The following is a 24,367-nucleotide window of genomic DNA, read 5'->3' as shown; positions in this document are numbered from 1 at the left end:
CCGGGCTGCGAGGACAGCGGCGCCGAAGCTCGGATCAGCGGCCCAGGACCGAGCCGCCGTTGACGTTGATGATCTGGCCGGTCACGTAACGGCCGCCGGGGCCGACCAGCCAGCGGACCGCCTCGGCGATGTCGTCCGGCTCGCCCGCGCGCTTGAGCAGGGTGGCGTCGACGCGCTTGGTGTGACCCTCGGGGGTCATCCGGCCCGCGAAGAACTCGCTGTCGGTGACGTAGCCGGGAGAGATCACGTTCGCGGTGATGCCCTCCTGGCCCAGATCGGCGGCCAGGTCGAGCATGTAGCCGTGCAGGGCCGCCTTCGCGGCCGAGTAGGGGCCACCGCCACCGCGCTGGGCGGCGATCGAGCTGGTCAGGATGATGTGGCCGCCCGGGCGGCGCAGGGCCGGCAGCAGCGCCGTGGTCAGCAGGACGGCGGTGATGACATTGGACTCGAAGTTGGCACGCCAGTGACCGGCCACCTCGTCGAGCTTGGCGCCGCCGCCGGAGACGTAGGCGCCGGCGTTGTTGACCAGCACGTCCAACCGCCGGTCGCCGACGGCCTCGACGACCGTGGAGACCTGGGCCGGGTCGGACAGATCGGCGGTCACCGCGGACGCCTGCGGCCCGATCCAGTCGACCGCCTCGGCCAGCACCTCGGGCCGCCGGCCGACGATGATCACGTCGTATCCCTCGCCCGCGAGCATGCCGGCCGTCGCCCGGCCGATGCCCGTTCCGCCCCCACTGACCACCGCAAGCCTCGACATGCTCCGACCCTATCGATGAACCACCGCACCGGCAGCCGAGTTCCGGCGCCCTCCGACGCACGTCACACGCGCGCCGGAGGGGTGGCACGGGCGGGCGGCGCGCGGGCCGCCGACCACCGCGAGCCTGCGGTAGCCGGCGACCGCTGCGGGCCGCGCTAAATGGTGCGCTGACGGGCTGGGGCCGCGTCGCCGGCGGCCATCGGGCGCCAGGCCGCCACCGCCACCAGGGCCATGGCTGCCGCCGCCGTCCAGTACGTGGCCACCAGGCCGTAAGCGGTGGCCACCGCGCCGCCCACCAGGGAGCCCACTGCCGCGCCTCCGAGGTCCAGGAAGGCGTACACACTCGCGATGCGCCCGAACATCGACGAGGGCACATCGCGCTGGCGGATCGTGGTCACCACGACGCCCCAAATGGTGGTGTGCACGCCGAAGACGACGATCATCGCCGCGGCCACCACCGGCTCCCGGGTCAGGGCGAGGGTCGCGTGCAAGGCCACCTCGATCAGCAGCCCTGCCCTGAGCAGGGCCGTGGAGCCGAGGCGGCGGATCAGCGTGGGCGCCACCAGCGTGCCCAGCAGCCCGCCGACCGCGAAGGCGACCAGCAGCACCCCGTACCCGACGTCGCTCACCCCGAGGCGCTGCTCGGCGTAGAGGACGAACACCGCGAACGCCGCGGAGAAGACGACGTTGCCCACGGCCATCGTCAGGGCCAGGGTCCGCAGCAGGCGATGGCGGGCCAGCCAGCGGACCCCTTCGGCGATGTCCGTACGCAACCGGGCCGGCGGCCGCTTCTCCGGCGGTGGCACCGAGCGGATCGCCGCCACCAGCGCCGCCGCCAGCGCGAACGTCAGCGCGTTGACCCCGAACGGGACCGCCGCGGCCACGACGAACAGCCAGGCACCGAGCGGTTTGGCGGCGAACTGGTTGAGGACGTTGAAGTTGGCATACAGCAACGAGTTGGCGACGGGCCGGCGCTCGGCCGGGACCAGGGCCGGCACGAACGCCGAGCTGGCGGTGTCGGCCAGGGTCTCGCCGGTCCCCAACAGAAAAAACACCGCATAAATCAGGGGTACGGACGCAGCACCGCTCCCGACCGCAACGGCGAGGCCACCCAAGGCGACGGCCCGCATGAGGTTGACCGTGACGACGAGCTTGCGCCGGTCGAGCCGGTCCGCCCAGGCCCCGCTGACCAGGGCGAAGAGCAACCACGGCAGTTGCTGGGCGAAGACAGCCCCGGCCACGGCGGCCGGACTGTCGGTGATCGAGGCGACGAGCAGGGGCCCGGCCACCATGGTGATGCCGTCACCAAGGTTCGTGACGGCGGACGACGTCCAGAGCTTCCAGAAATCGGCAGGCAAAAGTGCTCCTCGAGCGAAGGAAAACGGTCACGAGGACCGCCCCGAGGAGAGGAGCTGTGTGCCGCCGTCAGAGAGCGGCGAGTCCTCGCACCGGGGCGGGGACCGTCACCTTGATGAGTTGCATGTGTGCCCTCCGAGAAGCCGGGACATCGGACGCCTCACGATAACCGCGGGCCCCGAATCCGGCATTGTGGGACGAGGGACGCGGGTTTCGGCGGACGGGCATCGGGCGGGCCGCCCCTCGGGTCACAATCGGCACATGGGGCGGACGGAGCGAAACGGACAAGACGATTCGCTTCGTATAGCCGAGCGCTATCGCCTGGTCGAGAAGCTGGGCAGTGGCGGCATGTCCGAGGTGTGGCGCGGGTTCGACGAGACGCTCGGGCGATCGGTGGCGGTCAAAGTGCTGTCGCCGAAGCTGGCCGAGGACCAGAGCTTCCGGGACCGGCTCCGGCAGGAGGCCCTGGCCGCCGCCCGGCTCTGCCATCCGCACATCACCGGCGTGTACGACTTCGGCGAGTCGGCGCTGGACGACCGGATCACCGTGCCGTTCGTGGTGATGGAGCTCAACGACGGCGAGTCGGTGGCGGCCCGTGTCGCCCGGCAGGGCCCGCTGAGCTGGCGGGACGCGGTCGGCGTGGCCGTCGAGGTGGCGTCGGCGCTGGCCACCGCGCACGCCCGCGGTGTCGTGCACCGTGACGTCACCCCGGCCAACGTCATGCTCACCGGAGCCGGCGCCAAAGTGGTCGACTTCGGCATCTCGGCCATCGTCGGCCAGCGCGACGCGGCCCCCGACGGCAGCCTGCTCGGGACCCCGGCCTATCTCGCACCGGAACGGCTGGGCGGCTCCCAGGTCTCCGCGTCGGCCGACGTCTACGCCCTCGGCCTGCTGCTCTACCGCTCGCTCACCGGCCGCCTGCCCTGGCCGGCCGAGACGACAGCCGACGCCCTGCGGGCCCACCTGTACGCCGACCCCGAGCCGCTGCCCACGCTTCCCGGCATGCCGCCGGCCATCGCCGACCTGTGCATGCGCTGCCTGACCAAGAGCCCCGAGGACCGCCCCGGCGCGGCCGAGGTGGCACACGCCCTGGCCGCCATCATCGGCGTCCAGGCGGTGATCCCAGCCCTCCCTCAGCGCTCGTCTGATTCCCCGGCGACAGTACGGGGTTCGGCCCCGCACCCGATGACCGCTCGCCCATCGAAGGGCCGCCCTGCGCTCGACCACCCCGCGACCAACCGCCCGGCATCGGATCACCCAGCCTCGGGCCGCACCACGGCGAAAGGGCCGGTGGGAGAACGGCCGGAGGTGGAACTGCCGGAGGTGGAACGGCCAGAGGGGAAACGGCCTGAAGGGGAACGGCCTGAAGGGGAACGCCCTGAACGGGAACGGCCTGAAGGGAAACGGCCGGAGGCGGAACATGCGGCGGCCTGTTCCGAGACGTCGGCGGACCTGAGTGGGCTGGGGCCGACGGGGCCGATCGTGCCGCCACGGGCAGCGCCCACCGAGCACACACCGGCGGCGCCCGGCCGGTCGTGGCTGGCCTACCTGAAGCCGGAAGGGCGCCCCTCGCTGAAGGTGCTGCGGCTGCGGGCGCGGCTGAAGATCGGCGCCGCTCTGCGCCGGAGCCCTCAGCCGCTCGGCGACGGCCTCTTCGCCGGTGGCGGCCTGCGACGCCCGGAACTGCGGCGCTCGGCGGGCGGACGGAATCGCCTCCAGGCCGGCGCGGTCACGCTGGCCGTGCTCGCCGCGGCCGGCATCAGCTGGGCCACCACCCGCGACACACCCGACGTGCGGGAGGCGCAGGCGGCCGGCGCCGGCGTGGTCGCGGCCGGACCGGCCGAGGTCACCTGCTCGGTCCGCTATCAGCTGCGCACCGACTCGGGCAGCGCCTACGTGGCCCGGCTGACCGTCTCCACCAGCGAGACCGGCGCCGAGTGGAGACTCCAGTTCTCCTATCCGGGCACGCAGCGTCTCACCAGCGTCCCCAAGACCGTCACGCAGAAGGGCCAGCGCGTGACGGCGAAGGGTAGCGGCAAGCAGCAGAGCTTCACCCTCCGTGGGGAGTACCGCGACTACAACCCGCTACCGCTGACCTTCAGCGTGGACGACAAGAAGTGCCAGGCCGAGGTCCTGGGCAGCACCCCCGCCAGCCGCCGCGATCGCACCCCCGCCGAGGACCACGACGAGACCGAGCAGGCGGAGGCCGTAGCCGCTGAGAAGTCGCACGGTCAAGGCGGCGGCAGCCCGAAGCGCCGCAAGGAGGGCACGCCCCAGAAGAAGGCCGGCGCCCGGAACCCCGCGCCGACGCCCAAGGTCACAACCACCGCTCCGGCTTCACCCCCGCCGCTGGGCCGCAAGGGCACCGGCTACTCCCTCGCGCTCTGAGAGGAGGGCCCGGAGAAGAGGGGCCGGAGAAGAGGGGCCGGCGAAGAGAGGCCGGCGACGAGGGCCGGCGAAGGGAGCTCAGCCGGCCAGGAGCTGGTCGACGGGGGCGTAGTCGTCGGTGAGGACGCGGGCGTCGTCCACGAAGGCGTCGAGGGAGGCGCCGGCCAGCACGGTCACCGGCTCCTTGGCCTGGGTGGCGAGCCGGGCGCGGACGGCGTCCAGCGGCAGCTCCGTCTTCGACGCCATGATGACGAAGTTGGAGCCTGACTTTCCGTCCAGGGCGTCCTGGGGCGCGATCACCGCCACGTGCGGGAACGCCGCCGCCACGGTGGCGATCTCGGCTCGGATGAATCTGTTCGGCGGGTAGTCGATGACGTTCTGGACGTACACCCCGGACTGCTTCGTGACCCGGGCGATATCCTGCGCCATCTCCTTCGTCGCCAGGTGCCACGGCACCACCAGGTAGCCGAAGGCGTCACCCACCACGAAGTCGTACGCCGCCGTCTCCTGCGCGGCCACCGCCACCCGCGCGTCGCCCACCCGCACCCGCAGGCCGGGGCCGGTCTGCAGGCCGAGCTTCTCCTTGTCGAGGTCGACCAAGCCGCCGTCCAGCTCGGCCACCAACTGGTCGCTGCCGGGCCTGGTGTCCTTCAGGTAGGCCGGCATCGTGAACCCGCCACCGCCGATGTGCAGCGCGTCCAGGGGCCCCGGCGGCAGCACGTCGGCCACCGACGCGATCCACTGGATGTATTCGAACTCCAGGTGGCGCGGGTCGTTCAGGTCGACGTACGAGTGCCGGGCCGAGTTCAGGATCAGCGTGCGGCCGGACGGTGTCGACGAGTCCTTCTCCACCGCGGCGCAGTGGTAAGCCGTCTCCACGTCGCACGGGTTGGGCGACGACGCCCCCAGCCCCGCGCCGACCAGCCCCAGCGTGATCAGCGCGGCTTTCACCTTGGGTTTCACCGGCACCGAGGCGCGGAGCCACCACCACAGCGCCCCGCCCGCGACCGCCAGCAGCACGGCCAGGGTCAGCACGATCCACGACGACGGCATGGCCGCCACGAAGATGAAGCCGGTGGCCAGGGTGGCCGTGATGGCGCCCAGGGTGCCGATGCTGGACAGCCGGCCGACCACCGACCCGGTGCGGTTGAGGTCGCTGAGCTGGAGTTTCACCACCAGCGGGCTGACCGCCGACAGGATGAACGCGGGCAGGAACACGGCCAGGGCCGCCAGCAGCAGCACCGCCGGGGCCGCGCCGCCGCGCAGCACCTCGCCGCCGTAGCGGACCAGCGGCAGGGTCACCGCCGTGCCGATGGCGCCCAGCAGCAGCGCCGGCGCGAGCAGCGTGCGCGGGTCGTAGCGGTCGGCGAGGCGGCCACCCAGCCACGTCCCGTACGCGATGGCCGCCAATGACACCCCGATGACGGAGCTGCTGACCTGAAGGGTCACGCCCACGTAGGGGCCGACGAGCCGCAGCGCGACGATCTCGAGGACGAGCACGGCCCCGCTGGCGCCGAAGACCAGGGCGGTGGCGAGACCGGACGGCAGGGCACGCGGTGGGTTTCCCATCAGCCGGATGTTATCCGGGCCACGATCAGAGCATGGAGAGGTGCACGTGGTTCGTGTGGACCACCGACGGGCCGCCGCTCGCGCTGTAGCTCTTCCACCCGCTGCCGGGCATCCAGATCTGGCGATACCAGATCACGTACATCACGCCGAGGCGATCGGCGTTCTTGATGAAATACGACGCGAGCCGGTCCCCGTACGCCTTGTCACTGCCCGTGGCGGCCGAGTTTTTGAACGTGGACGAGTTGGCCGAGAAGTCGCAGGCGCGCCCCTTGGGGTGCTCGCCCGAGGAGCGCTGACTCCAGCACACCGTGTAGTGGGTGAAGCCGGCCAGGCGGGCCTCCTTGTACGCGTGGAGCGTGCGCGGAGTGAGGCAGCCCGAGCTCGACGGGTCTTTGACCGAACAGGACTCGTCGGGCCAGGAGCCGTCGGAGTTGCGCGGGGCCGGCTGGGCCGCCGGGGAGCTGGCCGAGACGAAGCCGCCGGAGCTGGCGCCGCCGCCGACGCTGGCCAGCGCGCGCTGCGCCTCCTGCTTCTTCTTGGTCAGCGCCGCGACCTGCTTGGTCTGCTCGACGACCTCTTTGTCGATGGCCGCCTTGGCCGCTTTCGCCTTGGTCAGCGAGTCGCGATATTGGTTGAGGATCTGGCTGTCGAGCTGGGCCATCATGTCGAGGCGCTCGATGCGCTCCAGGAAGACGTCGGGTGAGCTGCTGTCGAGCAGCATCGACATCGTGCTGGGCCGGCCGAGCCGGTAGGACCGGCTGGCGATCTCGGAGACCTGGCCCTCCATGCCCTTGGCCTGCGCCTCCGACCGCTTGACGGTGGCCTGCAGCTGGGTCTGGCGTTTCTTGGAGGCGTTGAGTTTCTGGATCGCGGTGGCCTGGCCCTTGGCGGCGGACTCGAGCGCACTGCGGAGGGTCTTGCTGTCTCCCTCGTCGGGATCGGCTTGCGCCGCGCTCGGCACGGTCAGCACGAGGACGCCCACTGCCATGAGCAGGGCGAGCCCAGCGCTGATCCGGCGCAGGAAAACCGCCGCCACGGATACCTCCCCTATCGTCAGCGCGGGGAACTTTACCGTGCGGCGCAAGGGATCGGCAGATCGATCAAGTAGCCGAGTAACCACCGTCGACGAAGAGTGTCTGGCCCGTCACGGCCACGGCAGCATCGCTGGCCAGAAAGACGGCACATGCCCCGAAATCATCCGGTACGCCGTTTCTCCCGATCATGGTGCGGGCGGCGTGTTTGGCCACGGTGGCCGGGTCGGCGAAGACCGGTTCGGTCAGTGGAGTGTGGACGACGCCGGGCGCGATCGCGTTCACGCACACGCCGCGCGCCGACCACGCCTCGGCCTGCGACCGGGTCAGACCGACCAGTCCGGCCTTGGCCGCTCCATAAGCGCCACTGTTCCCGTACGCCCGGAATGCCTGTTGCGACACCACATTGATGATTCGTCCCCAGCCGCGCGCCGCCATCTTCGGGCCGAAGGCCTGCCCCAGCAGGAAGGGCGCGGTCAGGTTGGCCGCGAGCGTGACGTCCCAGTCGTCCTCGGTGAGCTCGTCCAGCGGCGGGCGCCGGTTGACGGCCGCCGAGTTCACCAGCACGTCGGGCGGCCCGTACGTCTCAATGATCTCCGAAGCGACGGCCGTGACGGCCTCGCGCACCGAGAGATCGGCCGAGATCGCGTGCCCCTCGGCGCCGAACGATCGCAGCTCGCCGACGACCTCCTCCAGCGGCTCCGGCCGGCGGGCGATCACGAGCACGCGCGCGCCGGCCCGCCCCAGCGCGATCGCCATGGCGCGGCCGATGCCCGAGCTTCCCCCGGTCACCACCGCGGTGCGCCCGTCAAGACCGAAGACGCTTCGGAGGTACGTCGTCACGGGCGCGCCTAGAGGATCGACGGGTCGGGGAAGAGCGTGTCCCGGACGGTGTGCCACATGTCGTCATTGGCCGCGACGAGCATGCCGCGCTCGCTATCCGTGGGCTTGTAGGGCGTGCCGTCGAGATGCAGCACGGTGCCGCCGGCCTCCCGGACGATCAGCGAACCGGGCACGTGGTCCCACGGCAGGATCCGCCAGAAGAGCACGAACTGCTGATCGTCGAGGGCGACCGCCGGATATTCGTAGCCGGCACAGTGATGACCGTTGGTGACGTCGGCGAACAGGTGCGTGTGGGCCTCGGCCACCTCGCGCAGATGGTGCGGCAGGTAGTGCCGGGCCACGACGCCGCGCAGCGCCCCGGCGCCGGGATCGTCGGTGCGGGTCTTCACCCGTACGCCGTCGCGGTAGGCCCCGGAGCCCGCCTCGGCCAGCGTCATGTGATCGCCGACCACGTCGAGGATCCACGACGCCGTCGGCTCGCCGTCGCGCACCAGCGCCACCATCACGCAGAACGGCGTCTTGCCGGCGGCGAAGTTGTTCGTGCCGTCGACCGGGTCGACGATCCAGACGTCACCGCCGTCGCCGAGCCGGTCGAGCACGCGGGGGTCGGCCGCGACCGCCTCCTCGCCGACCACTGTCGAGCCGGGCAGCAGCGCGGTGAGCCCGCGGGTCAGCGCCCTCTCGGACTCCTGGTCGGCGATGGTGACGAGGTCGCCGGGGGCTTTCTGCTTGATCTCGTCGTCGGCCAGGTGGCGGAAACGCGGCAGGACCTCGGTCGCCGCTACCTCCCGGATGAGATCGGCGACCTGGTCAAGCACGCGGCGGCAACTTCACGACGCTGACGAAGAACTCGTCGATCTGCCGGATCACCGCGATGAACCGCTCGAAGTCGACCGGCTTGGTCACGTACGCGTTCGCGTGCAGCTGGTAGCTGCGCAGGATGTCCTCGTCGGCGGCCGACGTGGTGAGCACGACGACCGGGATGCGGCCCAGGTCGGAGTCCTTCTTGATCTCCTCGAGCACCTCACGGCCGTCCCGCTTGGGCAGGTTGAGGTCGAGCAGGATCAGGTCGGGGCGCACGGCGTCGGCGTAATCACCCTCGCGGCGCAGGTAGGCCAGGGCCTGGGCGCCGTCGGAGACGACGTTGAGCCGGTTGCGGACCTTGTGCTCCTCGAACGCCTCCTGCGTCATCAGCACGTCGCCCGGATCGTCCTCGACCAGCAACACCTCGATGGGGGTGCCGTCCGCCCGAACAGCGCCTGTCATGCCGTGACCTCTTTCCGCGTCTCCTGCGCCGGAACCTCGGGCGCGCCGTCGTCCTCGTCGTCCGTTCCCGGCAGCACCGGGAGCGTGAAGTAGATCGACGTGCCTTCCTCGACCTCGAGGTCCAGCCAGATCCGTCCGCCATGATATTCGACGATCTTCTTGACGATCGCCAGTCCGATGCCGGTGCCCTCGTACGCGTCCCGGGCGTGCAGGCGCTGGAAGATCACGAAGACCTTGTCGGCGAACTCGGCCTCGATGCCGATGCCGTTGTCCCGTACGTTGATCCGCCATTCCTTGCCGTCCCGCTCGGCGCTCACCTTGATCACCGGCGGCACGTCGGGGCGGCGGAATTTCAGCGAGTTGCCGATCAGGTTGACGAAGAGCGTGGTGAGCAGCGGCTCCTCGCCCTCGACGATGGGCAGGTCGGTCCAGACGATCTCGGCGTCCTCGCCGGCCCGGGCCTCGAGCTGCGATTTCACCTCGGGCAGGACCCGGCCCAGGTCGACGTCGGTGAAGCCGGCGGTGAGGCGGCCGATGCGCGAGAAGGCGAGCAGGTCGTTGATCAGGCGCTGCATGCGCTGCGCGCCGTCGACGGCGAAGGCGATGTATTGGTCGGCGCGCTCGTCGAGCTGGCCCGAGTAGCGGCGCTGGAGCAGCTGGCAGAAGCTGGCGACCTTGCGCAGCGGCTCCTGGAGGTCGTGCGAGGCGACGTACGCGAACTGCTCGAGGTCGCGGTTGGAGCGGGTCAGCTCCTCGGCCTGGATCTTGAGTTGATCGTTGATCCACTCGATCTGGCTGCGGGCCTCGCGGACCTCGGCCAGCTCGGCCGCGATCTTCTGCCGCATGCCGTCGACGTCCTCGGCCAGGCTGGCCAGCTCGGGCGAGCCGGTGCTGACGATGTGCTTGTCGTAGTCGCCGTCGGCCACCTGGCGGACCTGACCGGCCAGCTCGACCACGGGCCGGGTGACCAGGCGGTCGAGCAGCAGCAGGAGCGCGGCGCCGGCCAGGATGATGATCGCCGCGGCGGCGATCTGGATCGCCACCATGCTCTGGCTCGAGTCCTTGGCCGCGGTGGCCGAGCGCTGGCGCAGCACCTGGATGTCGTCCTGCATGGTGGCGATCGACGCCCGCAACTGGTCGAACTGTGTCGTCGAGGCCGCGTTGATCTTCTCCTGGCCCGCGTCGGCGCCACCGGTCTCGATCGCCTGGATGACCGGGAGGGCGATCTCGTCGTGCCACGTCTGGGCGCGCTGAAGCACCACCTGCAGCGACTCGCGGATGGCGGTGTCGTCGGAGTGCAGATAGCCCTCGAGGCGGGCGACCAGCCGCTGCTCGTCGGCCACGCCGGTCGTGTACGGCTCGAGGTTGGCCTTGTCGCCGGTGATCGCGTAACCGCGGATGCCGGTCTCCTGATCGACGTACGCCGTGTTCAGCGCCTCGCCGGCCGCGCGCATCGGGCTGGCCCGGTTGAGCACGTCGTCGAGCTGGCGGTTGTTCTCCGTCGCGGTGACCGCGGCCAGCACGGCCAGCCCGGAGAGCAGGATGCCGACCGCGATGCAGAGGGCGACGACCCGGCGCCGCAACGTCCAGGTACGCACGCTCAAGACGCTCACCGCCCACTCCCCTGCGAGATCAGCAACATCGCCACGTCGTCGGCCAGCGGGCCGCCGTTGGCCTGCTCGGCCCGGCCCACCAGCCACGCCGGGAGCGCGGGGAGCGGCACCTGCCGGGCCGCGTCCTCGTCGAGCAGGCCACAGAGCCCCTCCACGTCGAGCCGCTCGTTCCCGGCGCCGGTGTGGCCCTCGATCAGGCCGTCGGTGTACATCAGCAAGGACCAGTCATCTCCGGAGAACTCGATCTCGGTCGCGGGCGTCGGCCGGGGGCTCACGCCGAGGACGATCCCGGTGCGGGCGTTCACCGGAACGGCCCGCCCGCCCGAGAGCAGCACCGGCGGCGGATGGCCGGCCAGCCGCACCACGGCCTTGTTGCGGGAGAGGTCGAGGGTCACCGCGGCGCAGGTGGCAAAGACCTCACGGGCCCGCCGCTCGCTCATCAGCACCTGCTCCAGCGAGGCCAGGATCTGATCGTCCGGCACGCCGGCCAGCACGAGCGCCCGCCACGCGACCCGGAGCTCGACGCCGAGGGCGGCCTCGTCGACACCGTGCCCGCAGACGTCGCCCACGATCACCTGAAGCTTGTCGGCGCCGACCTGCACGACGTCGAAGAAGTCGCCGCCGAGCAGGCCCATGGCCCGCCCGGAGCGGTAGAAGGTGTGCACCGAGACCTGGTCGGTCGACATGAGCGGCTGGGGCAGCAGACCGCGCTCGAGGCGGGCCGACTCGGCCTGGCGCAACTCCACCTCGCGCAGCCGCTGCGCGTTCTCGTCGGCGCGCTTGCGCTCGACCGCGTACCGCAGGGCGCGGGTCAGCAGGACACCGTCGACCTGGCCCTTGACCAGGTAGTCCTGGGCGCCCTCGGCCACCGAGGCGACACCCAGGTGCTCGTCGGAGCGGCCGGTGAGCACGCAGACCGCGGCGCTGCCGGCCACGGCCAGCAGCTTGCGCAGGCCGTCGATGCCCTCGGCGTCGGGCAGGCCCAGGTCGAGCAGCACGCACTGGACGCCGCGGAGCATGCCGCGGGCCTCGCGCAGGCTGGTCGCCACCCGCAGGTCGAACGGGGCCTCGGCCTCGTCCAGCAGCTCACGCACCAGGAAGGCGTCGCCCTCGTCGTCCTCGACCAGCAGGATGCGCAGGCGCTCCTGAGGCACGGGACTGCTGGTGCGGGCGCGCGGCGCGACGGACCGCTCAGTCATGCCCCACCCCGATCGTTCCCTCCCCGCGCCGACCCGCTGATCGTGTACCACCGGATGGCCGGGCACAACACCGAGGAGGTCTCACATGGCCTCCTCGGCCGCCACGCGCCGGGCGTGGTGGGCGATGACCTCACCAAGGATGCCATGGAGCCGTCCGCACTCCCGGCAGTGCAGGTTCTCGTCGAGCCGGCGGCTGCCGCACTCGACGCAGGTGCCCCGGTCGTCGGGATCGCGATAGGCCTCGAGCGCCCGGCACATGGCACGGATCACGTGATCGCCGACCGTGAAGGTGGCCTCGCCGAGCGCGGTGCGCACGCCGACCACGGCGACCGGCGCGGTCCCCGGCTGAGGGTCATAGGGTGCGACCCGGTCGATGAACTCCGCGACGACGGCGGCGGGGTCGAACGGCGTGCTCACCCCGACAACGCTAGGCCACGCCCCAAACGATCTTCCCACTAGGCGGTGCCGTGCTCAGGCGTTTGCTAGGTGTGTTCCCATTCAAGCGGTAGTGCGCACGGCCGATAGCCATGACCCTGCGCTATTAGAGTGATCTGACCGACGATCTTGGCCATCCTCCGCCGCACCCAGGCGGCATCCCGGTGAATGTTGCCCCGTGACTAGCATTGCTTAATGACTAGTGGCATCATCCTGGCATGACGTGGAAGCCGGACAGCGAGAAGGTGCTGGTGTCGCACACCGGTCACCGGCTCGTGCGCCGGACCGCGTTCAAGTTCGCTCTCGACCTGACCGATGAGCAGGAGAGCCGGTGCCGGCAGTACGCGGGTGCGGCCCGGTTGGCGTACAACCACCACATCGGCCGGGTGAAGGCGAATCTCGGCCAGCGGGCGGCGGAACTGTCCTACGGCATGACGGCTACGGAGATGACGCCGGCGGTGTCCTGGTCGAAGGTGGCGTTCATCAACGAGATGAACGCGTGGAAGAACGGCAAGGCACCGGATAGCCCCACCAGCGACGGCACCGGCGAGCGTGGGCTGCTGTGGCGTGACTCGGTCTGCGCCGATGTGTTCGAGTGTGCCAGTGTGGACGCGGCCGAATCGCTCGGAAATTGGAAGTCGTCGAAGGCCGGGCGGCGTAAAGGCCGCAAGGTCGGGTTTCCGAAGTTCCGGGCCAAGCGCAAGGACAAGCCCCGCTTCCGGCTCCGATCGAAGAGCAAGCCGGGTGAGACGGCACCGGTGCGGGTGACCGGGCCGAAGCGCATCCGTTTCTCCAAGCTAGGTGAGATGCGCGTTCACGGCTGTACGAAACGGCTGCGCCGCATGATCACTCAGGGCCGGTTCCATGTGTACTCGGTGTCGTTCTCCTGTGAGGGGGGCCGATGGTGGGCCTCGGTCGAGGGTGTCGCCGCGGTTTTCAACCGGGCTCGGCGCACCGCCCGGCCGATGGCCGGGGTGGTCCGCTGGGACAAGCCTGCCGGCCTGGACCGGGGCGTGAAGGACCTGGCTGTGATCGCTGACGTCGAGGGGAACGTGCTGCACGTCGAGAGCGGGGTGAAAGCTCTTGCAGCAGCGCTGACCCGGCTCAGGGCCGCGAACAAAACCCTGGCGAGAACCAAACCGGGATCATCCGGCCGGGCGAAAGCTAAACAGCGCCTTACGAGGATCCACGCCTGGATCGCACAACTGCGAGCGCACAGCTTGCACCAGTTGTCGTGGTGGCTCAGTCACCACCTGTCGGCCCTGACCATGGAGACGCTGAACATCACCGGTATGGCAGGCTTGCGATCCCTCGCCCGGCGTGTCGCCGATCAGGCGATGGGCCAACTTGGCACTCAGATCCGGTATAAAGCCGACTGGTACGGGCTGGACCTGGTTGACGCGGACCGTTGGTATCCGTCGAGTAAGACGTGCTCGGGCTGCGGCCGGATCAAGCGGGATCTGCGGCTGTCCGAACGTGCCTACCGGTGCCCGATTGCCAACGGCGGTTGCGGCCTGGTCCTTGATCGGGACGTTAACGCCGCGATCAACGTGGCCCGGTGGCCGGCCAAAAGACCACCTCAGCCAATCCGGGCCGGGGCATAGCAGGAAGCAGACAGCACCCGCATGCGGCGGGGAAGAGCCGATCGTCACCCATATAGCCACGCAGCCAGCGTGAGTCCGGGCCCTGGGTCGGAACCGGTAGAAGACCAACCCCAGGGCGGGACGGCGGCCGGACGGTCAACAAGCACCCGTGCGCATCATGCGCCGCGGTCAAGGAAGACCGGTGTGAACCGGAAGGACCACACGCAGTTAGATGTCACCCATGCGTGCACCCGCCCTCGCCGATCCCGCTCGCCGGGCATCGGCCGCCGTGATCGCGATCGTCGTGTTCGTGCTGGCCGGCTTCGCGGCGGCCCGGGCGGTGCGGCCGCCCGAAGCGCGGTCCGCGTCGGCGCCGGCCGGGGAGTTCAGCGCCGGCCGGGCGTTCCAGCAGGTCGAGATCATGGCCACCAAGCCTCACCCGGTCGGCAGCGCCGCCCAGGACGAGGTGCGCGAGCGCCTGCTGACCACCCTGCGGGAGCTGGGGCTCACGCCCGAGGTGCAGGACACGGTCTCGGTGCAGGGGGCCGGGCTCTCCTCCAGCGCGGGAGGGACGAGCTTCGCCCATGTACGCAACGTGGTCGCGGTGATCCCCGGAACGGCCTCCACCGGGCGGCTCTTCCTGGTCGCGCACTACGACTCGGTGCAGACCGGGCCGGGCGGCAACGACGACGCGGCCGGCACCTCGGCCATCCTCGAGACGGCCCGCGCCCTGATGGCCGGGCCGCGGCCGCGCAACGACGTCGTGCTGGTGCTGACCGACGGCGAGGAGGCCTGCCTGTGCGGGGCCAAGGCGTTCGTCGATCAGCATCCGCTGGCCCGTGACGGCGGCATCGTGCTCAACCTGGAGGCCCGCGGCAGCTCGGGCCCGGCCATCATGTTCGAGACCACCGACCAGAACAGCCGGCTGGTCGACGTCTACGGCACGGCGCCGCGCCCGGTCGGCACGTCGTTCGCGGTGGAGATCTACCGCCTGATGCCGAACGACACCGACTTCACCGCCTTCAAGGACGCCGGCTTCGCCGGACTGAACGCGGCCTACATCGACGGCGCCGCCATCTATCACGCCCCGACCGACGTGCCCGGCGCGATGGATCAGGACAGCCTGCAGCATCACGGCGACAACACCCTCGCTCTCGTCCGTGAGCTGGGCGATCGCGACCTCACCACGCTGGGCAGCGGCCAGGACGCCACCTACTTCCCGGTGCCGGGCCTGCTCGTGCGCTACCCCGGCGCCCTGGTCTGGCCGCTGGCCGTGCTGGCGCTGCTGGCGGTGGGCGCCCTGGCCTGGCTGGCCCGCCGCCGCGGGCTGATCACCGGTCGCCGGCTGGCCGCCTCGGCCGGGCTCACGCTGATCCCGCTGCTGCTGGCGCCGCTGCTGGCCCAGGTCCTCTGGTGGCTGCTCACGCTGATCCGGCCCGGCTACGCCGAGCTGCCGATCGATCCGTACCGCCCGGGCTGGTACCGGCTGGCCGTCGTGGCCCTGACCGCGGCCGTGCTGTTCGCCTGGTTCGCCCTGTTCCGGCGAAAGGTGGGCCCGGCCGCGCTGTCGATCGCCGGGCTGGCCTGGCTGGCCGTGCTCGGGGTGGTGCTCGCCGCCGTCACGCCCGGGGGTTCCTACCTGGCCGCGCTGCCCGCCCTGGCCGGGGCGATCGCGGGGCTGGTCGCGGTCTACGCCCGGCCCTGGCTCCAGGTGCTGGCGGTGACCGCGGGCGGGGTGGTCGCGGTGGTGATCCTGCTGCCCACGGTGGTCATGCTCTTCCCGGCGCTCGGCCTGCGGCTGGGCGCGGCCGGCGCCTTCCTCGCCGTGCTGCTCGGACTGGCCCTGCTGCCGGTGATCGACCTGATCCACCCGGTTCCCGGCGGCCGCCGGGGTGTCGAGGCGGCCCGCGACCGGCGGCTGGGCGCGCTGCCTACCGTGGCCGCCGCCCTGGCCGTGATCGTCTTCACCGTGGTCGGCCTGTCGGTCGACCGGTTCGACGCCGAACATCCGGCGCCGACCCAGCTCATGTACGCCATGGACGCCGACACCAACACCGCCCGGTGGATCAGCGACGAGCCGAAGACACAGGAATGGACGAGTCAGTACGTCTCCGGTGACCTTCACCGGGTCGACGACACGCTGCCGTCGTTCGGCGCCGAGGAAGTGCGCACCGGCCCGGCCCAGCCGGCTTCGCTGCCCGCGCCGAAACTCACCCTCACCGGCGACACCCGATCGGGCGACCAGCGCGTGATCAAGCTCCGCCTGGAGCCGCAGCGGCAGGCCCGGCTCGTCACCCTGCACGTCGGCGCGGACACCCCGGTGGTCTCGGCCGCCGTCGAGGGCCGGCCGGTGCCGATCGACAAGCCGGCCTCCGACGGGCCGTGGGGCTTCGGTTTCGTCTTCCACGCCCCGCCCACCGAGGGCGGGGTCGAGGTCACGATGACCGTGCGGGCCGCCGGCCCCATCAAGTTCCGCGCGATGGACGGCAGCGACGGCCTGACCGCCCTGCCCGGCTTCCAAACCCGGCCGGCCGAGGTCGGCGCGGTCGGCTCACACACCAGCGAGCTGCTCGCAGTGGCGAAGACCTATACGTTGTGACCATGGAGATCGTCCCGTCCGGGCCGGCGGACGCCGCTGAGCTGCGCAAGGTGTACACGGAAGCGTTCCGGGAGCAGTGGCGCGACGACACGCTGCCCACGCATGCGGCCCGGGCCGGCTTCAAGTGCCGGGCCGCCTGGGACGGCGACGAGATGGTCGGCTTCACCTACGGATATACGGGCGACTTCGGCCAGTGGTGGACCGACCACATCGCCGCGCGGGTGTCGCCCGAGCTGTCCCGGGAGTGGCTCGGCGGGCATTTCGAGCTCGTCGAGCTGGCCGTGCTGCCCTCCCACGAGCGGCGGGGCCTCGGCACCGCCCTGCACGACGCGCTGCTGGACGGGCTGCCGCACCGGGTCGCCCTGCTCACCGCCACCGACGACGAGAACGCGCCGGCCCGGCGGCTCTATGACCGCAAGGGCTGGCGCGTCCTGGCCGGCGAGGTCTTCGACGGGGCGGTGCTCATGGGGCTGACCCTGCGTTAGCGGCCCCGGCCGCGACGGCCGGTGGGCGCGTCGTGGCGGAAGTGCACGAAGAGCCGGCCCCAGTTGTCGCCGTCCTTCTCCACCCGGTGGTAGAGCTGCTTGATCTCTTTCTGGTCGAGGAATCGGAGCACCTTTTTCTTCAGCGCCCCGCTCCCCTTGCCCGGGATGATCTCGACCATGGCGGCCTTCTTCTGGATGGCCTCGTCGATGACGCCGCGCAGCGCGCGGTCGATCTCGTTGCCCTTGTTGAAGATGTCGTGCAGGTCGAGCTTCAGCTTCACGTCGAAGATCCTATTTCTCGGGGCCGGACTTGCCGAGCCATTGCTCCACCCGGCCCACGGCCTCGGCGTAGTCGGACTGCTGCTTCATCGCGGCGGCCAGCCGCAGGTGGGGCAGGGCCTCACGAAAGCGGCCGGCCCTCTCCAGGGTCCGGCCGAGCACGTGGTGCGCGTAGTGATCCGATGGATCATGCTCCACGAGCTCTCTGAGCTGCTTCTCCGCCCCGTTCAGCTGGGCCGAGTTGAAATAGGCCCGGGCGAGCAGAAGACGTACGGCCGAATTGTGCGGCTCGGCCTCGACTATCGGCTCGAGCAGGCGCGCGGCCCCGAGCGGGTCGCCGGACTCGAAGTAGAAGGTCGCCTTGCGGTAGTCCTCCAGAAGATCCACGTCCCACGCTCCTCTGCGCACGCGCCTTCATCAACGCTTGCACAACACAGGCCGAACGGCGAGTGTTCCGATGATCCAAGCTTCCCGACAAAACGGCGCATATAGCAACTCAGCCGTCAGACAATGCCTGCGTGGGGGACTTTCCGAGTCAGTTCGTGTCCGCGCCGGCCCGTCCACGATTCGGGCGGCTCAAGGCGATCGTCGTGGGTGTCTTCGCGATCTCCATGTGCCTGCTGCTGGCCGGCGGCACCTCGACGCCGGCGGTGAACTCGCCCGCGTTCCTGATCTCCGGGATGCGGGAGATCCCCTCCCCGCCGTCGGGCAGCTCGTGGGCGCCGGCCCCGCGCGAGGCCGGCGGCCTGCGGATGGTCGCCGGCGCGGACGGGCAGGCCTTCCAGCTGCATACCGCGGGCGGCGACCGCACCTTCCTGCCCGGTGTCGACCTGAGCGACACCACTCCCGGCCATTTGCCCGGCGATCCGGCCATCTCGGCCGCGCAGTACCGGGCCTGGTTCGCGGCGATGGGCTGGCTCGGCATCCGGGTGGTCCGCATCTACAAGATCCATCCGCCGGCCTTCTACGAGCAGCTGGCCGCGTACAACCAGGACAACCCGGAGCGGCCGCTCTACCTGGTGCAGGGCGTGTCGATGACCGACGAGTCGTACATCGGCAAGAAGAACCTCTTCGACGCCCGGGTGACCACGACGTTCCGGCAGGAGCTGGAGGCCGCGGCCCGGGCCGTCTCGGGCGACTTCAGCCGCTCGACCCGGCCCGGCCGGCCCGGTGGCGTCTGGAACACCGACGTCACGCCCTGGCTGATCGGCTGGATCATCGGGGCCGAGCTCGACCCGCGGGCCGGCGCCGCCTCCGACCAGCGCAACGCCTCGGTGAAGCGGTACGCCGGCAAGTACTTCCGGAACACGCCGAAGTCGACGCCGACCGAGCGCTGGTTCGCGGCCCGGATGGACGAGCTGGCCGGATATGTGGCCAAGAAGGGCGTGAGCCAGCCGATCGCCTTCGTCAACTGGGCCACCACCGACCCGCTGCGGCATCCGGCCGAGCCGCTCGACCAGGAGGACCTGCTCCAGATCGACGCCAACCACGTGCTGCCGACGGCGGACTGGCCGGCCGGCACCTTCGCCAGCTACCACGCGTACCCGTACTATCCGGACTTCCTGCGCTACGAGCCCGATCTCAACAATTTCGAGTACGACGGGCAGGCCGATCCGTACGCGGGATATGTGACAGCGCTGCGCAAGCACCACACGACGATGCCGACCATGATCACCGAGTTCGGCGTGCCGTCGTCGATCGGCTCGGCCCACACCGGGCCACTGGGCCGCTCGCAGGGCGACCACAGCGAGCAGGAGGCGATGCGGATCAGCGCCGGCCTGCTGCGGATGATGAAGAACCAGGGCCTGGCGGGCGGTTTCCTGTTCGGCTGGATGGACGAGTGGTACCGCTACACCTGGAACACCGTCGGGCACCAGGACGGCGCGCGCCGCCAGCTGTGGCACGACCCGCTCACCAACGAGCAGCACTTCGGGGTGCTCGCGATGGATCCGGCCGGAGCGCGGGACGCGGCCGAGCAGCGACTGCTCGACAGCGGCGACGCCTGGCCGGCGCGCGAGGTCAAGGCCACGACCGACGAGGCGTACGTGACCCTGGACGTCAAGCTCGCGAAGTCGCCACCGGGATCGATGATCGTCGGGTTCGACGTGCTCGACGCCATCACCGGGCCGCCGATGGCCGGCAGCACCGACCGGCGCCCGGACGCGGTCTTCGCGCTCAACCTGGTCGGTCACACCGGGCAGGCCTATCTGCGCGACCAGCTCGACCCGCTGAAGCTGGACTTCGCCGTGCCGGACTCGGCACGCGGGCCGGCGCCGCAGGGCTGGAAGCCGTTCGAGCTGATCACCAACCGGGCCCACACCGTGCCGACGACCAAGGCCAAGCAGCCGATCGAGCTCCAGAACGCGGGGCTGCTCGTGCACGGCAGCTGGGACCCGTCGGACGAGAAGGCGGACAGCCGGGCGCTGTGGCACCTCGACGACGACCGGCTCACCGTTCGCGTGCCGTGGGCGATGCTCGGTTTCGCCGACCCGTCCACGCGCCGTGTCGCCGTACCCGAGAAGGGGAATTTGACCTTGGAGACCAGCCCGGGAGTGACCGTGTCGCTGACGGCGTCGGGCACCGAACAGGCGATCGGGCAGGTCAAGTGGCCGAACTGGAATCGGCCGAACTACACGGAGCGGTTGAAGCAGGGCGCGTCGCAGCTGCGCGACGCGGCGTTGTCGGCGACGAACGGCTGACCAGCAGCATCGACAGGCCGGCGGCGACCATCAGGGCACCGATCGCCACGAGCAGCAGCGTGGGGTTCCCGGCCGTCCGCCGGGCCGGACGACCCGCGCCCCAGCAGTAGACCTCGCCGCTCTCGGTCAGCGCGCACGTCCGGTCCCCGTCGGCCACGAGCTGGACCACCCGCTGGTGGAGACCGACCTCGACGACGTCGTCGCCTTCGCCGGCGGCCGACGCGGGCGCCGCCGACAGGGTGAGCGCCGCGGCGACGGCCAAGATCACAAGTATCCGTCGCATGCAACCATTATGGGCGTTTTATACGCTTTCGGGGGCCTTCGACACGCCTCGACCGGCCGCGGCGACCTCGGCCAGCACGGGAGTGGCGGTGATGGTGTCGGCCGCGGTCACCGTCGCGTAGCCGGCCACCTCGCTCGCGGCGTACCGTGTGGTGCCGAGCGTGGTCGGCCCGAACGCCGCGGTCAGCGCCAGAGCCGTGCCGAGGGCCAGGAAACCGGTGCGCCGCTGCCATCCGAGGTGCTTCATCGTCTGCGTCATGAGGACCACGATCTAGGCGTACGGTGTCTGTCGGCTGTGCGAAATTCATGCGTTTCCTGTGGGTACGGGTCACAGGTGGTACACAGGAATCAGAAAGCCGGCGCAAAGCGTGGCCCGCGAAAGTAGGGGCATGACGATGGCGAACGCAGATTCCAGCACCGAGCTCCGGCGTCCCGACGGCAGCCCCGTCCGGGTTCTCGTGGTCGACGACGAGCCGACCCTGGCCGAGTTGCTCTCGATGGCGCTGCGCTACGAGGGCTGGGACGTCAAAAGCGCCGGCGACGGGCTCTCCGCCGTCCGGACCGCCCGCGACTTCCGCCCGGACGCCGTCGTCCTCGACATGATGCTGCCCGACATCGACGGGCTCGAAGTCCTGCGCCGGCTGCGCGGCGAGTCGCCCGAGGTGCCGGTGCTCTTCCTGACGGCCAAGGACGCGGTCGAGGACCGGATCACCGGGCTCACGGCCGGCGGCGACGACTACGTGACCAAGCCGTTCAGCCTGGAAGAGGTGGTCGCCCGCCTGCGCGGGCTGATGCGGCGGATGGGTCACTCGCCGATGCGTACGGACTCGCAGCTGATCGTCGGCGACCTCTCGCTGGACGAGGACAGCCACGAGGTGCGGCGCGGCGGCGACCTGATCACGCTGACCGCGACGGAGTTCGAGCTGCTGCGCTATCTGATGCGCAACCCGCGGCGGGTGCTGAGCAAGAGCCAGATCCTCGACCGGGTCTGGAACTACGACTTCGGTGGCCAGGCCAACGTGGTCGAGCTCTACATCTCGTACCTCCGCAAGAAGATCGACGCGGGCCGCTCACCGATGATCCACACCATGCGCGGAGCCGGGTATGTCCTCAAGCCCGCGGACTGAGCATCCTGCTCGCTGGCGTAGTCCCCGGGGCTGGCCGCTGCGCACCCGGATCGTCGCCATCATCATCACGCTGCTCACGATCCTGGGTCTCGCGGTCGGCACCACGGCGTACGTCTTCCTGCACGACCAGCTCTACAGCCAGGTCGACACCAAACTCGAAGGCACGAACAGCCAGTTCCGGGCCAAGCCCAACAACGGGAACTTCGACCCGGACAGGTTCAACGACCGCAGTACGCCATACCCCGGCCAGGAGTCCGGCTCGATCACCGTCTACTACGAGGACGGCGAGTTCACCTACGGTGGCAAGGTCCTCGCCGGCCGGGACTCGAACGGCATCCCCAGCATCTCCTGGGACCCTCTGAGTGATGCCGCGATTAAGGAGCTCAAATCGGTCGCGGTCGGCGACAAGGTCAACATCGACGTCGACGGGCAGGGGTCCTTCCGCGCCACCGCCAGCGTGGAGCCCGACGGCGCCGTCCGGGTCACCGCGCTGTCGCTCAAGACGGTCAACGACACGCTGCTGCGGATCGCGCTGGTCACCGCCGGGGCCATCCTCATCGCGATCGGCGTGGCCGGGTGGGCGGGTGCGTTCATCGTCAGACGCACCCTCGCGCCGCTCGACCGCGTCGCCGCCACCGCGACCAAGGTCTCCGAGCTCAAGCTCGACCGCGGCCAGGTCGAGCTGGCCCAGCGCGTCCCCGAGCAGGACACCGACCCGCGCACCGAGGTGGGCCAGGTCGGCGCCGCCCTCAACCAGATGCTCGACCACGTCGGCAACGCCCTGGAGGCGCGGCACGCCAGCGAGATGCAGGTGCGGCAGTTCGTCGCCGACGCCAGCCACGAGCTGCGCACGCCGCTGGCCGCCATCCGCGGCTACGCCGAGCTCAGCCGCCGCAGTCGCGCCCCGATCTCCGAGGAGATCTCGCACGTGCTCAACCGGGTCGAGTCCGAGGCCAAGCGGATGACCCTGCTGGTCGAGGACCTGCTGCTGCTGGCCCGCCTCGACGCCGGCCGCCCGCTCGCGCACGACCCGGTCGACCTCACCATGCTCGTGGTCGACACGGTCAGCGACGCGCACGCCGCCGGTCCCGGGCACTACTGGCAGCTCGACCTGCCCGAGGAGCCGGTCATCGTCTACGGCGACGGCGCCCGCCTGCACCAGGTGCTGGCCAACCTGCTGGCCAACGCGCGCACCCACACGCCTGAGGGCACGGCCGTCACCGTGGCCGTCACCACCATGCCCAACGCGGCCGTGATCCACGTGATCGACAGCGGGCCCGGCATTCCGGCCGAGCTCCAGCCGCACATCTTCGAGCGGTTCGCCCGCGGCGACAGCTCACGCTCGCGGGCCGCCGGCAGCACCGGGCTGGGCCTGTCGATCGTGCACGCGGTCGTGACGGCCCACCGGGGCAAGGTGGCCGTGCAGAGCGAGCCCGGCCGCACGGTGTTCAGCGTCATGCTCCCGTACGACGCGCCCCAGCCCGCCGTCCCACCTGCTGAGCAGCAGTTCGCTCAACTGCCCAGCTGACGCGCTATGCTGTCCGACGTGTCTCGTTGGTATTCGTGGTTTATGGGGCCGGCTCCCGCCGGTGCCTCAGCCATGCACTGAGACACCACGCCAGAGCCGGCCCGGGCAGCGACTTGACGTCGCTGCCTTTTTGTTTGCCGCCGGCTCGCTCCTGGGCCGGCCCCCGCTTCCGCCGCCTAGGAGAAAACATGACTGCCCCCGAGGTTCAGCGCGTCCGCGACCAGCGCATCGAGAAGGTCGTCCCGCTGATGAGCCCGGCGCTGCTGCACCACGAGCTGCCGCTGACGTCCGACCTGCACGACACCGTGCTGGCCGGCCGCAAGCAGGTCGAGGACGTGCTGAACCACCGAGATCCGCGCCTGCTGGTCGTGGTCGGCCCGTGCTCGGTGCACGACCCGGCCGCGGCCGGCGAATACGCGTCGCTGTTGGAGAAGGAAGCGCAACGGCTCAGCGACGACCTGCTGATCGTGATGCGGGTCTACTTCGAAAAGCCGCGCTCGACCGTCGGCTGGAAGGGCCTGATCAACGACCCGGCCCTGGACGGCACCGGCGACGTCGGCACCGGCCTGCGGATCGCCCGGCGGCTGCTGCTGGAGATCGTGGGCCGCGGCCTGCCGACCGCCGTCGAGTTCCTCGACCCGATCACCCCGCAGTACTACGCGGACACCGTCGCGTGGGGTGCGATCGGCGCCCGTACGGTCGAATCGCAGGTCCACCGCCAGCTCGCGTCGGGCCTGTCCATGCCGATCGGCATGAAGAACCGCCCCGACGGCAGCATCGCCACCGCGATCGAGGCCATCCAGGCGGCCGAGGTGCCGCACGTCTTCCCCGGCATCGACTACTCGGGCACGCCGGCCATCCTGCACACGACCGGCAACCCGGACACCCACCTGGTGCTGCGCGGCGGCGGCGGAAAGCCCAACTACAGCGCGGCCGATGTCGCCCACTCCCTGGAGCTGCTGCGCGCGGCCGGCCTGCCCGAGCGCCTGGTGATCGACTGCTCGCACGGCAACAGCGGCAAGGACCACCTGCGCCAGCCCGTCGTGGCCGAGGACGTCGCCGGTCAGATGGAGGCGGGCCAGCGCGGTATCAGCGGCGTGATGCTGGAGAGCTTCCTCGTTCCGGGCCGCCAGAACCTCGGCGGCGAGCTGACGTACGGCCAGTCGGTCACCGACGCGTGCATGGGCTGGGAGCCGACCGTGGGTGTGCTCGAGCGCCTCGCCGCCGCCTCCGCCAAGCGCCGGGCCGCCTGACACTCACAGGCGCCTTACAGGAAGGACATAAGGGCGCGACAGGGGCAGCGTCGACAGTGGCGAGGTATTGAT

General features: G+C 70.6%; 22 protein-coding genes. 8 read left to right on the top strand and 14 right to left on the bottom strand.

Translation table 11 applies throughout. The annotated features are described in order from the left end of the window. Positions 1 to 34: 34 nt before the first annotated feature. Together CRP55_RS37220 and CRP55_RS37215 are read right to left on the bottom strand one after the other, a co-directional pair. Positions 35 to 760, bottom strand: a complete 726-nt coding sequence (locus tag CRP55_RS37220) for an SDR family NAD(P)-dependent oxidoreductase (RefSeq protein WP_097326677.1) — start codon at positions 758 to 760, stop codon at positions 35 to 37. Between the two features lie 155 nt (positions 761 to 915). Beyond that, positions 916 to 2,118, bottom strand: a complete 1,203-nt coding sequence (locus tag CRP55_RS37215) for an MFS transporter (protein WP_097326676.1) — start codon at positions 2,116 to 2,118, stop codon at positions 916 to 918. Between the two features lie 259 nt (positions 2,119 to 2,377). On the opposite strand from CRP55_RS37215, the gene CRP55_RS56120 reads away from it, so the two are divergent. Further along, entirely contained in the window at positions 2,378 to 4,504 is a 2,127-nt protein-coding gene (locus tag CRP55_RS56120; RefSeq protein ID WP_097326675.1) for a serine/threonine-protein kinase, read from the top strand. A 78-nt stretch (positions 4,505 to 4,582) separates the two neighbouring features. On the opposite strand, the gene CRP55_RS37205 is transcribed toward CRP55_RS56120, so the two are convergent. The 8 genes from CRP55_RS37205 to CRP55_RS37170 form a co-directional block, all read right to left on the bottom strand. Beyond that, positions 4,583 to 6,073 (bottom strand): fused MFS/spermidine synthase, encoded by a 1,491-nt coding sequence (locus CRP55_RS37205; protein WP_097326674.1) that lies wholly within the window; start codon positions 6,071 to 6,073, stop codon positions 4,583 to 4,585. 25 nt (positions 6,074 to 6,098) lie between these two features. Beyond that, positions 6,099 to 7,061 carry a coiled-coil domain-containing protein gene (locus CRP55_RS37200; RefSeq protein WP_245923620.1) on the bottom strand — a complete coding sequence of 321 codons (963 nt, stop codon included), beginning with the start codon at positions 7,059 to 7,061 and terminating at the stop codon, positions 6,099 to 6,101. 112 nt (positions 7,062 to 7,173) lie between these two features. Further along, a complete protein-coding gene (locus tag CRP55_RS37195) occupies positions 7,174 to 7,947 on the bottom strand; it encodes an SDR family NAD(P)-dependent oxidoreductase (protein WP_179855487.1) in 774 nt (257 codons plus the stop codon). Positions 7,948 to 7,955: 8 nt separating this feature from the next. Next, complete coding sequence (locus CRP55_RS37190) at positions 7,956 to 8,765, bottom strand: inositol monophosphatase family protein (protein ID WP_097326672.1); 810 nt, start codon at positions 8,763 to 8,765, stop codon at positions 7,956 to 7,958. After that, positions 8,758 to 9,213, bottom strand: coding sequence for a response regulator (locus CRP55_RS37185; protein ID WP_097326671.1), 456 nt, complete (start codon positions 9,211 to 9,213; stop codon positions 8,758 to 8,760). Before CRP55_RS37185 ends, CRP55_RS37190 begins: the two co-directional genes overlap by 8 nt. Continuing rightward, on the bottom strand, positions 9,210 to 10,826 hold the full coding sequence (locus CRP55_RS37180; protein ID WP_438865840.1) for a sensor histidine kinase: 1,617 nt from the start codon (positions 10,824 to 10,826) through the stop codon (positions 9,210 to 9,212). Before CRP55_RS37180 ends, CRP55_RS37185 begins: the two co-directional genes overlap by 4 nt. Then, on the bottom strand, positions 10,823 to 12,025 hold the full coding sequence (locus CRP55_RS37175; RefSeq protein ID WP_097326670.1) for a PP2C family protein-serine/threonine phosphatase: 1,203 nt from the start codon (positions 12,023 to 12,025) through the stop codon (positions 10,823 to 10,825). Before CRP55_RS37175 ends, CRP55_RS37180 begins: the two co-directional genes overlap by 4 nt. 81 nt (positions 12,026 to 12,106) lie before the next feature. Further along, positions 12,107 to 12,442 (bottom strand): hypothetical protein, encoded by a 336-nt coding sequence (locus CRP55_RS37170; protein WP_097326669.1) that lies wholly within the window; start codon positions 12,440 to 12,442, stop codon positions 12,107 to 12,109. A gap of 236 nt (positions 12,443 to 12,678) precedes the next feature. On the opposite strand from CRP55_RS37170, the gene CRP55_RS37165 reads away from it, so the two are divergent. The 3 genes from CRP55_RS37165 (at position 12,679) to CRP55_RS37155 (ending at position 17,127) form a co-directional block, all read left to right on the top strand. Then, entirely contained in the window at positions 12,679 to 14,064 is a 1,386-nt protein-coding gene (locus CRP55_RS37165; RefSeq protein ID WP_097326668.1) for an RNA-guided endonuclease TnpB family protein, read from the top strand. Positions 14,065 to 14,284: 220 nt separating this feature from the next. Further along, the gene (locus CRP55_RS37160) at positions 14,285 to 16,642 is read left to right on the top strand and encodes a M28 family peptidase (RefSeq protein ID WP_097326667.1); all 2,358 of its coding nucleotides are present in this window, start codon (positions 14,285 to 14,287) and stop codon (positions 16,640 to 16,642) included. A 2-nt stretch (positions 16,643 to 16,644) separates the two neighbouring features. After that, positions 16,645 to 17,127, top strand: coding sequence for a GNAT family N-acetyltransferase (locus CRP55_RS37155; protein ID WP_097326666.1), 483 nt, complete (start codon positions 16,645 to 16,647; stop codon positions 17,125 to 17,127). Here CRP55_RS37155 and CRP55_RS37150 read toward each other — a convergent pair. After that, on the bottom strand, positions 17,124 to 17,408 hold the full coding sequence (locus CRP55_RS37150) for a Smr/MutS family protein (RefSeq protein ID WP_097326665.1): 285 nt from the start codon (positions 17,406 to 17,408) through the stop codon (positions 17,124 to 17,126). The genes CRP55_RS37155 and CRP55_RS37150 overlap by 4 nt on opposite strands. Positions 17,409 to 17,418: 10 nt before the next feature. Next, the gene (locus CRP55_RS37145; protein WP_097326664.1) at positions 17,419 to 17,793 is read right to left on the bottom strand and encodes a tetratricopeptide repeat protein; all 375 of its coding nucleotides are present in this window, start codon (positions 17,791 to 17,793) and stop codon (positions 17,419 to 17,421) included. A gap of 131 nt (positions 17,794 to 17,924) precedes the next feature. On the opposite strand from CRP55_RS37145, the gene CRP55_RS37140 reads away from it, so the two are divergent. Continuing rightward, positions 17,925 to 20,105, top strand: coding sequence for a hypothetical protein (locus CRP55_RS37140; protein ID WP_097326663.1), 2,181 nt, complete (start codon positions 17,925 to 17,927; stop codon positions 20,103 to 20,105). Here CRP55_RS37140 and CRP55_RS37135 read toward each other — a convergent pair. After that, positions 20,008 to 20,388, bottom strand: coding sequence for an RCC1 domain-containing protein (locus CRP55_RS37135; RefSeq protein WP_097326662.1), 381 nt, complete (start codon positions 20,386 to 20,388; stop codon positions 20,008 to 20,010). The two genes, CRP55_RS37140 and CRP55_RS37135, sit on opposite strands and share 98 nt — an antisense overlap. 18 nt (positions 20,389 to 20,406) lie before the next feature. Next, positions 20,407 to 20,646, bottom strand: a complete 240-nt coding sequence (locus CRP55_RS37130) for a hypothetical protein (RefSeq protein WP_143235189.1) — start codon at positions 20,644 to 20,646, stop codon at positions 20,407 to 20,409. Between the two features lie 130 nt (positions 20,647 to 20,776). Here CRP55_RS37130 and CRP55_RS37125 point away from each other — a divergent pair, with 130 nt between their 5' ends. The 3 genes from CRP55_RS37125 (at position 20,777) to CRP55_RS37115 (ending at position 24,295) form a co-directional block, all read left to right on the top strand. Further along, positions 20,777 to 21,514, top strand: coding sequence for a response regulator transcription factor (locus tag CRP55_RS37125; RefSeq protein WP_097326660.1), 738 nt, complete (start codon positions 20,777 to 20,779; stop codon positions 21,512 to 21,514). After that, complete coding sequence (locus CRP55_RS37120) at positions 21,492 to 23,042, top strand: sensor histidine kinase (protein ID WP_097326659.1); 1,551 nt, start codon at positions 21,492 to 21,494, stop codon at positions 23,040 to 23,042. The genes CRP55_RS37125 and CRP55_RS37120 overlap by 23 nt, the downstream gene beginning before the upstream one ends. Positions 23,043 to 23,230: 188 nt before the next feature. Further along, positions 23,231 to 24,295, top strand: coding sequence for a 3-deoxy-7-phosphoheptulonate synthase (locus tag CRP55_RS37115; protein ID WP_097326658.1), 1,065 nt, complete (start codon positions 23,231 to 23,233; stop codon positions 24,293 to 24,295). Positions 24,296 to 24,367: the final 72 nt, after the last annotated feature.

Origin of the sequence: Paractinoplanes atraurantiacus (assembly GCF_900215205.1) — a bacterium.
Lineage (GTDB): Bacteria > Actinomycetota > Actinomycetes > Mycobacteriales > Micromonosporaceae > Actinoplanes > Actinoplanes atraurantiacus.
This window is presented reverse-complemented; position numbering and strand designations above follow the sequence as displayed.